The 14,780-nt window shown below is 67.3% G+C and carries 16 protein-coding genes; 4 read left to right on the top strand and 12 right to left on the bottom strand.

The window, feature by feature from the left end; translation table 11 throughout:
• Nucleotides 1-20: 20 nt before the first annotated feature.
• Nucleotides 21-503, bottom strand: coding sequence for an HNH endonuclease (locus KMW22_RS04425; protein ID WP_221088815.1), 483 nt, complete (start codon nucleotides 501-503; stop codon nucleotides 21-23).
• A gap of 91 nt (nucleotides 504-594) precedes the next feature.
• Nucleotides 595-1,551, bottom strand: a complete 957-nt coding sequence (locus KMW22_RS04420) for a diacylglycerol/lipid kinase family protein (protein ID WP_221088814.1) — start codon at nucleotides 1,549-1,551, stop codon at nucleotides 595-597.
• 35 nt (nucleotides 1,552-1,586) lie between these two features.
• Here KMW22_RS04420 and KMW22_RS04415 point away from each other — a divergent pair, with 35 nt between their 5' ends.
• The 4 genes from KMW22_RS04415 to aspS all read left to right on the top strand — a co-directional run bounded on the left by KMW22_RS04415 (nucleotide 1,587) and on the right by aspS (nucleotide 6,009).
• Nucleotides 1,587-1,952, top strand: coding sequence for an IPT/TIG domain-containing protein (locus KMW22_RS04415; protein WP_221088813.1), 366 nt, complete (start codon nucleotides 1,587-1,589; stop codon nucleotides 1,950-1,952).
• Between the two features lie 70 nt (nucleotides 1,953-2,022).
• Nucleotides 2,023-2,889 (top strand): metallophosphoesterase, encoded by an 867-nt coding sequence (locus tag KMW22_RS04410; RefSeq protein WP_221088812.1) that lies wholly within the window; start codon nucleotides 2,023-2,025, stop codon nucleotides 2,887-2,889.
• A gap of 70 nt (nucleotides 2,890-2,959) precedes the next feature.
• The gene (hisS, locus tag KMW22_RS04405) at nucleotides 2,960-4,279 is read left to right on the top strand and encodes a histidine--tRNA ligase (RefSeq protein WP_221088811.1); all 1,320 of its coding nucleotides are present in this window, start codon (nucleotides 2,960-2,962) and stop codon (nucleotides 4,277-4,279) included.
• The gene (aspS, locus tag KMW22_RS04400; protein ID WP_221088810.1) at nucleotides 4,276-6,009 is read left to right on the top strand and encodes an aspartate--tRNA ligase; all 1,734 of its coding nucleotides are present in this window, start codon (nucleotides 4,276-4,278) and stop codon (nucleotides 6,007-6,009) included. Before hisS ends, aspS begins: the two co-directional genes overlap by 4 nt.
• An 83-nt stretch (nucleotides 6,010-6,092) precedes the next feature.
• Here the strand turns inward: aspS and KMW22_RS04395 are convergent, their stop codons facing one another.
• From KMW22_RS04395 to fsa, 10 genes are all read right to left on the bottom strand, one after another.
• The gene (locus KMW22_RS04395) at nucleotides 6,093-6,839 is read right to left on the bottom strand and encodes an alpha/beta fold hydrolase (RefSeq protein WP_221088809.1); all 747 of its coding nucleotides are present in this window, start codon (nucleotides 6,837-6,839) and stop codon (nucleotides 6,093-6,095) included.
• Nucleotides 6,836-7,597, bottom strand: coding sequence for an alpha/beta fold hydrolase (locus KMW22_RS04390; protein WP_221088808.1), 762 nt, complete (start codon nucleotides 7,595-7,597; stop codon nucleotides 6,836-6,838). Before KMW22_RS04390 ends, KMW22_RS04395 begins: the two co-directional genes overlap by 4 nt.
• A gap of 318 nt (nucleotides 7,598-7,915) precedes the next feature.
• A complete protein-coding gene (locus tag KMW22_RS04385) occupies nucleotides 7,916-8,851 on the bottom strand; it encodes a hypothetical protein (protein WP_221088807.1) in 936 nt (311 codons plus the stop codon).
• Entirely contained in the window at nucleotides 8,848-9,051 is a 204-nt protein-coding gene (locus KMW22_RS04380; protein ID WP_221088806.1) for a hypothetical protein, read from the bottom strand. Before KMW22_RS04380 ends, KMW22_RS04385 begins: the two co-directional genes overlap by 4 nt.
• A 188-nt stretch (nucleotides 9,052-9,239) precedes the next feature.
• Nucleotides 9,240-9,848, bottom strand: a complete 609-nt coding sequence (pdxT, locus tag KMW22_RS04375) for a pyridoxal 5'-phosphate synthase glutaminase subunit PdxT (RefSeq protein ID WP_221088805.1) — start codon at nucleotides 9,846-9,848, stop codon at nucleotides 9,240-9,242.
• A gap of 2 nt (nucleotides 9,849-9,850) precedes the next feature.
• Nucleotides 9,851-10,741 (bottom strand): pyridoxal 5'-phosphate synthase lyase subunit PdxS, encoded by an 891-nt coding sequence (gene pdxS / locus KMW22_RS04370; protein ID WP_221088804.1) that lies wholly within the window; start codon nucleotides 10,739-10,741, stop codon nucleotides 9,851-9,853.
• A gap of 61 nt (nucleotides 10,742-10,802) precedes the next feature.
• Nucleotides 10,803-11,207, bottom strand: coding sequence for a response regulator (locus KMW22_RS04365; protein WP_221088803.1), 405 nt, complete (start codon nucleotides 11,205-11,207; stop codon nucleotides 10,803-10,805).
• Complete coding sequence (locus tag KMW22_RS04360) at nucleotides 11,204-12,553, bottom strand: M23 family metallopeptidase (protein WP_235692559.1); 1,350 nt, start codon at nucleotides 12,551-12,553, stop codon at nucleotides 11,204-11,206. The genes KMW22_RS04365 and KMW22_RS04360 overlap by 4 nt, the downstream gene beginning before the upstream one ends.
• A gap of 39 nt (nucleotides 12,554-12,592) precedes the next feature.
• Nucleotides 12,593-13,867 carry a transcription termination factor Rho gene (rho, locus tag KMW22_RS04355; protein ID WP_328774593.1) on the bottom strand — a complete coding sequence of 425 codons (1,275 nt, stop codon included), beginning with the start codon at nucleotides 13,865-13,867 and terminating at the stop codon, nucleotides 12,593-12,595.
• Nucleotides 13,864-14,589 carry a fructose-6-phosphate aldolase gene (gene fsa, locus KMW22_RS04350; RefSeq protein WP_221088802.1) on the bottom strand — a complete coding sequence of 242 codons (726 nt, stop codon included), beginning with the start codon at nucleotides 14,587-14,589 and terminating at the stop codon, nucleotides 13,864-13,866. The genes rho and fsa overlap by 4 nt, the downstream gene beginning before the upstream one ends.
• Nucleotides 14,590-14,780 lie beyond the last annotated feature (191 nt).

The following is a 14,780-nucleotide window of genomic DNA, read 5'->3' as shown; positions in this document are numbered from 1 at the left end:
CTTATGTTTCATAAGTGGAATTATAGAACATTGAATTGAGAGGCAGCGAGACGCTGGGCAGCTCGCGCCAGCCAGCGCTCAAACTCGTCTCGGGTGAGGTCCCATTTGGCCCGGTTGCATTGCGCGCAGGCGAGCGCGAGGTTGTCCATCTCGTGACGCCCGCCCCGACTTAGAGGATGAATGTGATCAATCTGGAAGCCCAGACCACATCGATCATTCGGCAGGCCGCAATAGGCACAAGCTGGCGTTTCGCAGAGCAATGCCACCAACATCTCCGGTGCAAGAGGACTGAAGTGGGGAAAACGTCTGAGCACACTGCCATTCATAGTGTAGGCAATCTGAAAAACGCGACGCCGATCATCCTGGGCATAGCGCTGACGGTAGGCTGCTGCCTGACAATTGAGGCAACGATAGTGCCGACTCCCGTCAGGGCGATTTTTGGGAAATGCCGCCACCGAAAGGAGTTGCTGACAAACACGGCAGGTGCGAAACTCGGCGCCCATGCCCGTACTTTACCCCTCAGCCGCGCGCCGAGGCCCCTTCCTGGCCCTCCTGTGAGGCCGCCTGTTTTTTGCCGTCCCAGACGGGCTTTGCTCAGGTCTCCAAGTCAGTGCGCTGGGCGGGGGTCAGAAAACGCACGGCGCCGGGGAGAATGCGGGCCTCAAAGGGGGTGGTTTCCACGTGCAGTTCGCCGTCGTACTGCAGCGGGAAAGGATCATCGGCGTCCACCTTCACCGTGCGGGCTTCCAGGGTTTCGAGGTTGCCGCTGAAGATGGGGTCGCCTAAGTTCAGCTTTACGCGCACCGAGTCAATGATGTTGGGCAGCAGGCGCAGGATATTCCCGGCCTTCATCAGAATGACGGTAAAGCGGCCGTCGGCGGGGCTGATGGCACTGGTGATGGGCAGGCGGTAGTTCGCCATGCCGAAGTTCGCCACCATCACGCCAATGCCTTCAAAATCGCGTTTTTCCCCGTCAATTTCCAGGTGAAAGGTGGTCTTCTTGGGGTTCAGCTGCTTCATGGCGCTGATCACATAGGCCAGTTCGCCGTAGCGGGCTTTCAGGTCCTCGCTGTCGCGGATCATGCTGGCATCGGCGCCGGCACCGGCCAGCATGCAAAAGCCGCTGGTCTCACCCTTGACGTTCACCTCGCCCATGTCCAGGCGCAGGGTGTGGCCCTGGGCCATGATCTCCACCAGGGCGGCGGCGTCATGGGGCAGCTCCAGGTTCAGGGCGATCAGGTTGGCGGTGCCGGCCGGAAAGGCCAGCAGGGGAATGTCGGTGTGCCGGGCAGCGTAGGCGAGGCTGCTCACGGTGCCGTCGCCGCCGGCGGCCACGACCACGTCAAAATCTTTGAGGTCGCCCACATACTCGTGCATGGGGGTGTCTGGCTTCAGCTCGCGCTCGGTCACCTCGGCGCCCTCGGCACGCAACAGGGACAGAAAGAGGGGCAACTGGCTGTCGCCGCTGCCGCTCTTGGGGTTGAACACCACGAGCACGCGCTGGCCGCGCAGGGGGCCCTGGGGGGCAAGGGGGGGCACAGGGGCGGTCATCGCATGTATTACACTGCGGGCACGGAGGCTTAAGCATGCTGCGTTTCTTGGTTGCTTCTTTAGTGTTGACCGCGCCCCTGGTGGCCTGCGCGCCTGCGCAGCAGACCGCCATGGTGACGGTGACCCCCATGCTCATCAAGGTGTCCGAAGCGGCGGCGCGCGGCGGCACCGTCACCATTCAGGGCCGCTACCTGGGCGGGCCCAGCACCGGCCGGGTGCGCCTGGGCGCCGACGAGCGCGGCCAGGGTGGCTACCTCTTCCCTGCCAGCGCGGTGCGCTCGTGGACCGACAGCGAAATCGTGCTCACCGTGCCGGCCGACGCCCCGGTGGGCGGCAGCTGGCTGTTCGTGGAAGTGGCGGGCCGGCAGTCCACGGGGCTGCCCTTCAGCGTTCGGCAGTAAGGACCGTTCTTTGGGGACCGCTGGTGTTCGCGCCGGCGGTCCTTTGCCCTTTGGGCATAAGCTCTGGGACATGGCTGCTTCCCGTGTGCTGCGCGCTGCTGGTCTGGGGTCCCTGGCCCTGGGCGCCGCGTCCGTGTCCAATTCCTACCGCTTCGTGGTCAACCGGCAACGGGTCGCGCTGCCCGGCCTCACGCGCCCAGTGCGCGTGGCGCAGCTCAGCGACCTGCATTACGGCCTGTTCGTGGGGCACCGCTCGGTGCGGCGCTGGGTTGCGGCGGTCATGGAGACGCAGCCAGACGTGATCGTGATTACCGGCGATTTTCTGGACAGTGGGGTGGGCACCCGGCGTCACCGCAAACTGCTGGATGAACTTTCGCGCCTGCAGGCGCCGCTGGGGGTCTACGGGGTGTGGGGCAACCACGACTGGACCAGCCTGAACACCAACGCCGCGCGCACCACCTTTGCCGAGCGGCTGCGGCTGGCGGGGGTCAGGCTGATCAACAACGCGGGCGTGCAGCTGCGCGACGACCTGTACGTGGCAGGCGTGGACGACTGGTGGTTTGGCACCCAGGACCTGGACGCGGCGCTGCGCGGCAGGGCGGGCGGCGCGGTGGTGCTGCTGGCGCACAACCCCGATTACCTCACCCAGGTGCCGGCCTGGGTGGGCCTGACCCTCAGCGGGCATACGCATGGCGGGCAGGTGCGGCTGCCGCTGTTCGGGGCGCTGAAGAAGCACTCCACACTGCTGAACGTGCTGCGCGGCTGGGTGCGGGGCACCCGCATTGTGCAGTCGCCCGCCGAGGGCCAGCCCACCCAGGCCCCGGCGGGTGAGGCACTGGGCTTTGTGTCGCAGGGGCTGGGGGTGACCGGCGTGCCGCTGCGCTGGGCCTGCCCGGCCGAGGTGGTGGTGTTTGAGCTGGAGCCGGCGCCGGCCTGAGTGGAAAGGGGCCTCACCTCTCCCCTGGCCTCCATCTGCCCCGGCGCCCCGCGCTATGCTCCGCTCTGTTATGGCGATCAAACGCCCCAAGGGCACCGAAGACCACCTGCCAGCCGGCAGCCCGAAACTCACGCTTGATGTTTCGGCGCAAACCCATGCCTGGCTGGTGCAGACCGCGCGCGGCGTGCTGGAGCGCGCCGGCGCGCAGCGCATCGATACGCCGCTGTTTGAAGAAGCCGAACTGGTGAAGCGCGGCGTGGGCGGCTCCACCGACATCGTGCGCAAGGAGATGTTCACCGTCTATTACTTCGGGGACCACGGCGGGTACATCCTGCGCCCGGAAGGCACGGCGGGGATTGTCCGGGCGTATCTGCAAAATGGGCTCAAGCAGCTGCCCAGTCCGCTGAAGCTCTGGACCCACGGCCCTATGTTCCGCGCTGAAAATGTACAGGCAGGGCGGCTGCGCCAGTTTCACCAGGTGGATTACGAGGTGCTGGGCAGCGCGGACGCCCTGGTGGACGCCGAGGCGATTGCCCTGATGGTGCAGGTGGTGCAGGCCCTGGGCTTGAAGGGCGTGCGGGTCAAGCTGGGCAGCATTGGCGACCCGGAAGACCGCGAGGCCTACAACGAGTATCTGCGCGGGGTGTTCACGCCGCATATTGATGCTCTATCTGAGCCGTCCAAAGACCGCCTGGGCCGCAATCCCATGCGCATTCTGGATTCCAAGAGCGAGGACGATCAGGCCCTGATTGCCCGGCTGGGCGTGCGGCCCATGCTGGATTTCCTGGGCCAGGAGGCAAGAACCCACTTTGAGGCGGTGCAGCGGTACCTGGACACCTGGGACGTGGCGTACGACCTTGACCCCAGCATCGTGCGCGGGCTGGACTATTACCGGCGCACGGCCTGGGAACTGCACCACGAGGGCGTAGGGGCCAAGTCCGCGCTGGGGGGCGGGGGCCGCTACGACGGTCTGGCGCAGGAACTGGGCAGCAAGGAGACGGTCCCGGGAATCGGCTGGGCGTTTGGCGTGGAGCGGCTGCTACTGGCGCTGGAGGCCGAAGGCCGCGCGCTGCCGGCCCCCGAAGGCCCACTGCTGTACGTGGCCGCGCTGGACGAACAGAACGTGGGCTACGCCGCCACGGTGGCGTTAGGCGCCCGCCGGGTGGGCCGGGCAGAATTTGCCTACCGCGCGCTGAAGCCGGGCACGGCCTTCCGCGACGCCGAACGCCGGGGCGCGCGCCTCGTGGCCCTCATCGGTTCGCAGGAAGTCGAGGGGGACACCCTCAGCATCAAAAACCTGGTCACGGGCACGCAGACGAGCGTGCACACCCGCGACCTGCACACCTTCTTACAGGGGCAACTTGCCCAGCACCCGCAGGAGCACGCATGAAACGCACCGCCATGATGGGCCACCTCAACGACACGCACGCCGGGCAGACCGTCACCCTGCAGGGCTGGGTCAGCCGCCGCCGCGACCTGGGCGGGCTGATTTTCGCCGAACTGCGCGACCGGAGCGGCACGGTGCAGGTGCAGGTGGAGCCGGATTCGCCTGCGTTTGCCGACGCTGACCGCCTGCGCGCCGAGTACGTGGCTGAGGTGGAGGGCCGCTTTCAACTGCGCCCCGAAAGCCAGCGCAAGGGCGGCCTGGGCGACTACGAGGTGCTCGCCACGCGGGTAAAGGTGCTGAACGCGGCCAAAACTCCGCCGTTCGAGCTGGACAAGGGCGATCAGGTGTCAGAGGACATCCGCCTAAAGTACCGCTACCTGGACCTGCGGCGCCCGGAGATGCAGCGCGGCCTGCTGCTGCGCTCCAAGGCAGTGACCGCTGTGACGGCCTTTCTGGACGCGGCCGGCTTCGTGCAGGTGGAAACGCCCATGCTCACCAAGTCCACGCCCGAAGGCGCGCGCGACTTTCTGGTGCCCAGCCGCCAGAACCCCGGTGAATTCTACGCGCTGCCGCAGAGCCCGCAGCTGTTCAAGCAGATGCTGATGATCGCGGGCTTTGACCGCTACTACCAGCTGGCGCGCTGCTTCCGCGACGAGGACCTGCGCGCCGACCGCCAGCCGGACTTCACGCAGCTGGACATGGAAATGTCCTTTGTGGACCAGGACGACGTGCTCTCCACGCAAGAAGAGCTGCTGGCCCATGTGGTGCGCGAGACGGTGGGCGTGCAGTTGCCTCTCCCCTTTCCCCGCCTGCCGTACATGGACGCCATGAACCGCTTCGGCTCCGACAAGCCGGACCAGCGCTTTGGCCTGGAATTCGTGGACGTCACCGATCTGTTTCAGGGCGGCGAGTTCAAGGCCTTTGCCGAGGCGCAGACCGTGAAGGTACTTTCGGCCCCAGAACTCACCCGCAAGCAGATTGACGAACTGGAGCGCGTGGCCAAGCAGAACGGCGCGCGGGGGCTGGCGTGGCTCAAGCGCGACGGCGAGGGCTTTACCGGCGGCATCAGCAAATTCGTGGGCGCGCAGGCGGCGGCGCTGATCGAGCGCACGGGGGTCGAGCAGGGCGGCACGCTGCTGTTCGCGGCAGGTGAGTGGAAAAAGGCCGTCTCGGCGCTGGGGGCAGTGCGGCTGGCGCTGCGTGACCTGTTGGACCTCGCGGCAACGGGGCCCCAGTTCCACGTGAGCTGGGTGACCGACTTCCCGCAGCTGGAATTCGACGAAGAGTCCGGCACCTGGACCTACATGCACCACCCCTTCACCGCGCCGCACCCGGACGATCTGCTCCTGTTCGGCACCGAGCGGCAGGGTGAGATCCGCGCCCAGGCGTATGACCTCGTGCTCAACGGCTTCGAGATCGGTGGCGGCAGCATCCGCATTCACGACCCGGCGGTGCAGGGGCAGATGTTCACCGCCATTGGCCTGAGCCCTGAACAGGCGCGCGAGAAGTTCGGCTTCTTCCTCGACGCCCTGGAATATGGCACGCCCCCCCACGGCGGCATCGCCTGGGGCTTTGATCGCCTGGTGATGGTGCTCAGCGGCGCGGCGAGCATCCGCGAGGTGATTGCGTTCCCGAAGAACAACCGGGGTGTGGACCTGCTGGCCCTGGCGCCCTCCCCTGTCGAGGGCGCGCAGCTGGCCGAGGTGGGGCTGCAGGTGGCAAAGGACGAATAAGGGAAGAGGGCTCGGATGCCCTCTTGTCTATTGAGAGATAAGTGAAAACATTCACGATTATATCAGATCGTGAATGTTTCGTTTCATTGCCCCACGATCTTTAAGAAATCCAGCGTGTAACGGGCCACCGCACGGGGAAAGCTGTCGGTCATGGCGTGGGTGGCGCCGGGGATCTGGCGGATCACCGTGTGGGGAATGGCCTCATGGATCTGCCAGATGGTCCACGACTGCACCACCGGGTCGGCCAGGCCGTCCAGCAGGAGGGTGGGCACTTCCACGCGGCCCAGCAGCGGGCCGGTCATGTGCGCTTCCTGATCACGGGCCAGATGGTACATGCGGCGGGCGCCGCAGCGGGTGTAGGCACGTAGGCCGGGCAGCAGCAGCCCCCAGCGTTCGCGGGGCAGGTCCAGCAGCAGGCGCAGGAACTGCACGCGCACGCTAGGGTTTTCCGGGATGCCGGTGGGGGCGCAGGCGATCAGGGCGCAGGTGGCCCCTGGGTAACGGGCGGCGAGGTCGAACATCACCTCTCCCCCCAGCGAATGGCCGAACACCGGCACGCCGCGCAGGTCCATTGCCGCCAGCCACGCAGCGAGGTGGTCCGTGAGATGCTCAATGCACAGGGGAAAGTCCGCGCGGCCCTCACTGAGACCGTGGCCGGGTGGATCGTACAGATAGACCGTGCGCTCACGGGCCAGTTCGTGGGCGACCCGGTGGTACATCCAGGCGGCGCAGCCCAGGCCGGGGACCAAGACCAGTGGTGGGCCCTGGCCCAGACGCCGCGCGTGGGTGCGCAGGCCATTGACGGTACAGAAAACCGGCGTTCCCCTCACGCCGGTCCAGGGGGAGCGGGTTGCGGGTCGAGCGGCTCGTCGAGAAAGGTGCGTAGCAGGCGGTTAAAGGCGCGGGGGGCGTCCACCATCACAATATGCCCGGCGCGCGGGATCACTTCCAGGCGCGAGCCAGGGAGCGCCTCATGCAGCAGCTGGCCCAGGGGCAGCGGCACCAGCACGTCGCGCTCGCCCCAGATGATCAGCGTGCGGGCGCGAATGCCGGGCAGAGCGTCCTGCACCGAGTCGTTCAGCAGGTTTACCGCGTTGCGCCACAGGTTTATGGGCCCGGCCAGAGCGGCGTCCAGCAGGATGGTGGACAGAAAGCGCCGGTCACCCAGCAGCGCGGCACGTGGTAGGTGTAGAGCGGTGCGGGCGGCACTGGCCCGCAGCAGGCCGCTGGCGCACACCAGCACCAGCCGGCTCACGCGGTCCGGGCAGCGCGCGGCCACATGCATGCTGACGTGCCCGCCCATGGAGTGGCCCACCAGCGCCGCGTCCTGCAGGTTCTCGTGCTCCAGCCACGCGGTGACCAGGGCGGCGGCCTCGCGCACGCCGAGGGCCCGCTGGCGCCGGGCTCGGCCATAGCCGCTGAGCTCCAGGGTGTACACGTGGTGGTGGGCCTTGAGGGCGCTGACATTGAAGCGCCACCAGCGCCCCGAGCCGCTGAGGCCGTGAATCAGGACCACCGGCCTCTCTCCTGTGCCGCTGTGCTCCACATGGAGCCGCGCGCCCTGATGCTCGAAAACGCTCTGCGCCATCGCTGCAGCATAGGGCAGGCGAAGTGAATCGGCTCTCAGCGAAGGTTGAGGAAGAGAGTGGGAATCCGCCTTAAAAAGTGAATAGATTCACGATTTTGCCTGATCGTGAATTTTCTATTAGGGCTGTCTTCTGATCCTGCTCCTTCAATCTTCAGCACATTATTTTGCGCCCATCCTCGTGGAGGAGCCTACCTCCTATCTGCCAGCTCTCTGGAATGATGCCGTCTCTTCCCTGACCAGTCTGTTCAGGCGCTGGCTTTCCTGAACCTGCGACAACAGAAAAGGCCCCAGAACGGGGCCTCAAGAGGGGACTTTTGCTTACAAGCGGGTTTCGGGGTCGCGGCCGGTGGTCACAGCGGTGTGTTTGGGCACATCGGCGCCCATGCCACCGCCGAGGGTCGCAAAGCCCAGAATGACGCCCAGGGCCAGCAGGAAGCCCCACTCCGCCGTGTTGGCGGTCTTGCGCACAATGCGTTCGGTGGCGGCGGCAGCTTCTTCGGCCTGCTGGCACACTTCTGTGGCCCGCTTGCTGATGGCTTGCGCGGTGGCCTGCGCTTCGGGCGCGCTCAGGCCCTGGCGCTGCAGACGGTTCACGAAGTCCTGGCCCTGCAGGGCGCTGCTGATGTTGTCCAAGCGGTTTTTCACGAAGTCGCCCAGGTTGCTGATGTCACCCAGGTTGCGCCCCAGATCACGGCTGGCGCGCTGGATGATGCCGCTGACCACGCGGGTGGCGGCCGTGGCCTGCTCCTGGCTCAGTTCGGGCGCGCTGTCACCAATAATCTGGCCGATTTCCTGCTCATCCAGGCCGTTCAGCACGCTCTGGACAACATCGCTCTGCCCGGCGCCGCCGTTGACGGCCGCGTTGCCAGCCGCACCCACGGCCCCGGCAGCGCTGCCCAGGATGTTGCTGGCCGTGCGGTAGCCAGCGGTCAGGGCGTTGCTCAGGAACAGCGTCGTCAGCAGCGAGAGCAGGGCGCCCGTCAGCAGGCCGTTAAAACGCCCCTGGGCCGGGGTCAGGTAACCTGCAGCGCGGGCGGCCGTCAGACCCGCCAGCCACGAGGAGATCAGCAGTGAGACCGCCAGCCAGAGAATCGTGCCCATGGCGAGGCCGCCGGCCGTGTCAGCGTAGGCGGCGCCAAAGGCCACACCCAGAGCACTGAGGGCGAGCTGGGTCACCACGCCCACGGCCAGACCGGCGAGGATGCCTGTCCAGTTGATGCGCGTCAGGACCGTGCCGTGATCAACGAGGGTCATGCTTCGTTCCTCCGCAGGTTCTGCCGAACATCGTCGCGCAGGGCGTCGGCGGTCTTCTCGCCAGCGCGGCGCAGTTCACCACCCGCCTGACCCAGCGCGTCACTGGGGTTGCGGCCCTGGGAGATATCGTGTACCGCGTCTTTTGCGGCGTCATTGGCGCGGTGCAGGTTGCCTTCGGCGCCCGGGTTCACCCGGCCCATCAGGTCACGGACCTGCTCCTAGACAGCGGGCACAAAGCGGTAGGCCGCGTAGGCGCCGCCGGCCAGCAGGACCAGCCCCCAACTGCCAGGTGAACCCCGCGTGCCCTGTTGCCATCCAGCAGAGCTGCGGGCGTTCTTTTGGGGCTGGAAAGGGAATGTAGGGAGCAACTTCACCTCTTCGTTGTTGTTCAGGCTGGGGTCAGTGTCCTCAGACGGTTCAGGAACAGCTCGTGCAGGCGCAGGTCGCCGGTCAGCTCGGGGTGGAAGGCGGTGGCCAGCACCCGGCCCTGCTGTACCGCCACGGTCTGGCCCTCGTGGGTCGCGAGCACCTGGACCCCCTCCCCCACCCGGGCAAAGGCGGGCGCGCGGATAAACACGGCCGGCAACGGGGCGTCCAGGCCCTCAAGCTTCAGGTCGGTGGTGAAGGAATCAATCTGGCGGCCAAAGGCGTTGCGCTGCACGGTGACGTCCAGCAGGGCAAGGCTGTCCTGGTGCCCGAACTGGGGGGGGGCGCCCTGCACCTCGCGGGCCAGCAGGATGGCGCCGGCGCAGGTGCCCCAGAGGTGGCCGCCCGCCGCATGGAAATCACGCACGGGGGCCCAGAGGCCGAACTCCCCCATCAGGCGGGCCATGGTGGTGCTCTCGCCGCCGGGCAGGATCAGGCCGGAGAGCCCGGCGAGATCACCCGGCAGGCGCACCTCGGCCACGGCGGCGCCCAGGGCTTCCAGGCGCGCACGGTGTTCGCGGAACGCACCCTGCAGAGCCAGGACGCCCACGCGGGGGCCAGCGGCAGACATGCTTACCAGCCCCGGGTGGCCAGCCGCTCGGCGGGAATCAGGTCGTCAATGTTGATGCCGGTCATGGGGGCGCCCAGGTCCTCGCTGATCTCGGCCAGCACCTCGGGGTTCTGGAAGTGGGTCACGGCCTTCACGATGGCCTGCGCGCGGCGCTCGGGGTTGTCGCTCTTGAAGATGCCGCTGCCCACGAACACGCCGTCCAGGCCCAGGGCCATCATCAGTGCAGCGTCGGCGGGGGTGGCCACGCCGCCGGCAGCGAAGTTCACGACCGGCAGCTTGCCGTTGGCGTGCACGTACTTTACCAGTTCGTAGGGGGCCTGCAGGTCGCGGGCCACGGTCATCAGTTCCTCGGCGGGGCGGGCCTGAATGGCGCGGATTTCGCCCAGCACGGTGCGGGCGTGGCGCACAGCCTCAATGACGTTGCCGGTGCCAGCCTCGCCCTTGGTGCGAATCATGCTGGCGCCCTCGCCCACGCGGCGCAGGGCCTCGCCCAGGTTCTTGGCACCGCACACGAAAGGCACTTTGAAGTCCGTTTTCAGGATGTGGTACTGGTCGTCGGCGGGGGTCAGCACCTCGGACTCGTCAATGAAATCCACGCCGATGGCCTGCAGAATCTGGGCTTCGACGATATGCCCAATGCGCACCTTGGCCATCACGGGGATGGACACGGCGGCGATGATCTCCTTGATCATCTTGGGGTCGCTCATGCGGGCCACGCCGCCGTCCTTGCGGATGTCGGCGGGCACGCGCTCGAGGGCCATCACAGCGGTGGCGCCAGCGGCCTCGGCAATGCGGGCCTGATCGGCGGTGACCACGTCCATGATCACGCCGCCCTTGAACATCTCGGCAAAGCCCTGCTTCAGGGCGGGGGTTCCAGTCTGCACGTCGCTCATGGGGGCAGTATGGCGAAAAACTGACCCCATCGCCAGGGCCAGTCGAGCCAGATGGATGGGGTCAGTTTTGGGTCCAGGCCGCGCCGTCGGCGTGCGCGCGGCGGATGGCTTCCACCAGTTGCGAGGGCCGGAAGGGCTTAAGGAGGTAGTGCTCCTGAATGCGCGGGCCCAGTTCGGGTGGGGTGGGCCGGGCAAGACCGGATAGAAACACCACGGGGGGCAGCGACGAACCCACCGCCGCCAGCATCCGGCGCACCGTCTCAAAGCCGTCCCAGGGGGTCATCAGCACGTCCATCACGATGACGTCGGGGGCGCAGCCCGGCAAGGCCTCCAGGGCCGCCGGGCCGTTGGGGGCGGTGGTGACATCGAAACCCTGAAGACTCAGGGTCAGTTCAAGCAGTTCCAGAATCTGTGCCTCGTCGTCCACGACCAGCAGGCGCAGGGGAGCTGCTTCGGGGGTGGTCATGGCAGCATCGCCAGCGGGTCCACCGTCTGCCCGGAGAGACGCACCTCAAAGTGCAGGTGGGGCCCCGTGCAGATGCCAGTGCAGCCGATATAGCCCAGCAGATCACCCTGACGCACCTGCTGCCCGGCGACCACCGCCGTACGGCTCATGTGGCCGTAAATAAGCAGGCTGTTGCCGCTGCGGGTGTACACGTTCAGGCCGTAGTCGCCGTACCCGCTTTCGGAGACGGTGCCGTCGGCCGCCGCGTAGATGGGCGTGCCGTAGGGCGCGGCGAGGTCAATGCCGCCGTGGAACACCTGGCGGTGGAATTCAATGTCGCGCTCGCCGTAGCGGCTGGTCAGGCGGTAGTTGCGCATGGGCCACACCAGCGAGCGGCTACCAGTGGCGGCGGCGCGGGTGCTGGGCGCGGCCGTGATGGCGCGGGCGGTGGCGGCCGCGCGAGCCCGGGCCTGAGCGGCCGCCTGCGCGGCCTCGTACTGGGCCTGGCGCTCGTAGGCCTGGATGCGGGCCTGGCGCTCGGGGCTGCTTTTCCAGGCGAGGTACTCTTCATACTTGGCCTGGGCGGCGTACCTGGCTTCCAGGCGGGCGCGCTCACGGCCCTTCTTCCAGGCCAGGAAGCGCTCGTACTGAACCTGACGCTGCGCAGCCAGGGCGGCGCGGCGCTCGGCCTCGCGGCGGTCGGCCAGCTGCTGGGCAAAGCCGGTGGCGCGGATGCCGGGCAGCAGCAGCTCGTCACCCACCTGCAGTTCGGTGGGCAGCACGTCGTTGGCGCGGGCGGTCTCGACGAGGTCGGCACCGTAGCCTGCGATCAGGGACAGCGCACTCTGGCCGGGCTTGATGCGCACGAGCAGGCCCCGGGGCCCGGTGGGGACGTTCAGGCGGCTGCCGGGCTGCAGGCGGTCCAGGCTGGTGCGGTCCAGGTTCATGCCCAGCAGGTCCACCAGCGGCAGGCCAAAACGGGCCGCCACGCCCGCCATGGTGTCGCCGGGGCGCACGCGGTAGGACAGCACCGAATCCGGGCGCTCCGGGGCGCGCTCGGTCACGGCGCCGGGCAGGGCCAGCTGCCAGGTGCGCACGCCGGGCTGGCGGTCAACCAGGGTCAGGTGGGCGCTGGGCACGCCGTAGCGCCGCGCCAGCTGGGCGGGGGTGGTGCGGCCGTCGGTCACCAGTTGCAGGGCACGCTCGCCGGTGTCGCGGGTCAGCACCACGTCGGGGCTGGCCGCCAGGGCCTGGGGCGAGGGCTCGGCGAGCCAGGACAGCAAAGGCGTGGCCTGTGTAGACGCAGCGCCCAGCAGGGCACAGAGGGCGGCCAGACGGGACAGGCCGCGAAAGCGGGATCGAGACAAGAGCAGACTCCGAAAATGGAAGGGGGGCGCGGCGGGTTTTTACCCGCCCGCCAGACCCTGCAGGAATTCAACGTTGTTGCGGGTTTTGCCCATGCGCGAGAGCAACATTTCCATGGCGTCGGCCGGATCCATGTCGCTGATCACCTTGCGCAGCAGCCACATTTTCTTCAGGACTTCGGGCTGCAGCAGCAGTTCCTCGCGGCGGGTGCCGGATTTCAGGATGTCCAGGGCCGGGAAGATGCGGCGCTCTTCCAGGCGGCGCGAGAGCACCAGTTCAGCGTTGCCGGTGCCCTTGAACTCCTCGAAGATCACGTCGTCCATGCGGCTGCCGGTTTCCACCAGGGCCGTGGCCAGGATGGTCAGCGAGCCGCCCTCGCGGATGTTACGCGCCGCGCCCAGAAAGCGCTTGGGCCAGTGCAGCGCGTTGGAATCCAGACCGCCGGACAGGGTGCGCCCGGTCGGGGGGGTCACGAGGTTGTTTGCGCGGGCCAGACGGGTGATCGAGTCGAGCAGAATCACCACATGGCCGCCCTCTTCCACGATGCGGCGGGCGCGCTCGTGCACGAATTCGGCCACGCGGACGTGGTGCTGCGGGGGCTCGTCGAAGGTGCTGGCAATCACCTGCGCGCCCTGCACACTTTCGCGGAAGTCGGTCACTTCCTCGGGGCGCTCGTCCACCAGCAGCACCATCACCGTCACATCGGGGTAGTTCTTGACGATGGAGTTGGCGATTTTCTTGAGCAGGGTGGTCTTGCCGGCTTTGGGCGGCGCCACGATCAGCGCGCGCTGCCCGCGCCCGATGGGCACCAGCAGGTCCACCACGCGCAGTGACAGGCCCTCGCCCATCCCGGGGTCTTCCAGCACCAGCTGGGCTTCGGGAAAGGTGGGGGTCAGGTCGTCAAAGCGGGGGCGGCGCCGGGCGGTGTCGGGGTCCAGGCCATTGACGGCTTCAACCTGCACCAGCGAGCCGTAGCGTTCGTTCTCGCGCGGCTTGCGGGCCCGGCCAATGATCTCGTCGCCGGTGCGCAGGTGAAACTGCTTGATGATGCCGGCGGTCACCAGCACCGTGCGGCTGGCGGGGTCCAGCAGGTCCGCCTGCAAGAAGCCGTAGCCGTCGGCGCTGATGTCCAGGTAGCCGCGCGCCAGCAGCTGGCCCTCGGCGTCGGCCTGGCGCTCCATGATGGCAAAGGCCAGGGCGTCTTTTTTCAGCTTGCGGTAGTTTTCAATGCCGTACCCGGCGGCCAGCAGGTGCAGTTCGGGCAGAATTTTCTGCTGCAGTTCGTGAAAGGGCAGGGCGCCGCTCGGCTCCGTCACTGCTTGCTGCCTCCCTGCTCGGTCACGCCCCCACTCGTGGGGTTCGTGCCGGCTTCGCTGGCCGGGGTTTCCGGGCTGGCGCCGGCCCGCTTGGCCCAGTCCTTCATAAAGCCGTCCAGGCCCGCCTGGGTCAGGGGGTGCTTGATCATCTGGGTAAAGACCTTGTACGGAATGGTCGCCACGTCGGCGCCGGCCAGGGCGGCCTGCACCACATGCATGGGGTGGCGGATGCTGGCGGCCAGCACCTTGGTCTCAATGCCGCCCAGGACGTAGGCTTCCTTGATCTGGCGGATCAGTTCGGTGCCGTCCCAGCCGATGTCGTCTACACGCCCGGCGAAGGGGCTGATGTAGGTGGCGCCCGCGCGGGCGGCCAGCAGGGCCTGCGGCACGCTGAAGCACAGGGTGACGTTGGTGCGGATGCCCTCGCCCGTCAGCACCTTGCAGGCTTTCAGGCCGGCGGGCGTGAGGGGCAGCTTCACCACGACGTGCTCGCTCCAGGCGGCCACCTCGCGGCCTTCCTTGATCATGCCCTCGGCGTCCAGGGCCGTGACTTCGGCGCTGATGGCGCCGCCCACCAGGGCCGCAATTTCCTGCACCACTTCGCGGAAGTCGCGCCCGGAGGCCACGATCAGGCTGGGGTTGGTGGTGACGCCCGCCAGGACGCCCCATTCATTGATTTCGCGGATCTCATCCGTGATGGCCGTATCGATAAAGAATTCCATAAACCGTTCTCCCTGAAAGCGATTGTATACACCTGCGGGCGAAAAACACATGCGCGGGGTGAGAAAGGTGGCTGGGTCAGAAGGGGCGCAGGCCCCGAGCATACCCTGTCCGGGCCCAGCAGGCAGGTCAGATTGACCGCTCGCCCCCGGGCGTCCTACCATGAGAAGCCACCCCGGTGTGGGGTGGAGAC

It is taken from the genome of Deinococcus aquaedulcis, from assembly GCF_019693445.1.
Classification (GTDB): Bacteria; Deinococcota; Deinococci; order Deinococcales; family Deinococcaceae; genus Deinococcus; species Deinococcus aquaedulcis.
Note: the sequence above shows the minus strand (reverse complement) of the source record. Positions and strands in the feature narration are given on the sequence as shown.